Origin of the sequence: Methylobacterium sp. Leaf89, assembly GCF_001422215.1 — a bacterium.
Lineage (GTDB): Bacteria > Pseudomonadota > Alphaproteobacteria > Rhizobiales > Beijerinckiaceae > Methylobacterium.
Window position 1 is genome coordinate 1 of sequence record NZ_LMML01000006.1, and the last position, 251, is coordinate 251.

A 251-nucleotide genomic window follows, 5' to 3' on the forward strand; every position below is an offset into this window, starting at 1 on the left:
TCTGTTCAGTTTGCGCGGCGTGCCCGGTCATATCCGCTCGGACAACGGGCCGGAGTTCATCGCCAAGGCCGTACAGGACTGGATCGCGGCGGTGGGATCGACGACCGCCTACATCGAACCGGGCAGTCCGTGGGAGAACGGGTATTGCGAGAGCTTCAACGCGAAGCTGCGCGATGAACTCCTCGACTGCGAGGTGTTCTACACCCTGAAGGAAGCCAGCGTCGTGATCGAGCAATGGCGGCGGCACGACA

General features: G+C 62.5%; 1 protein-coding gene. It reads left to right on the forward strand.

What is annotated here, in order from left to right; translation table 11 throughout:
* Window positions 1-251, forward strand: a 251-nt coding sequence (locus ASF18_RS03035; protein WP_162239153.1) for an integrase core domain-containing protein, incomplete at both ends; no start/stop codon positions are given.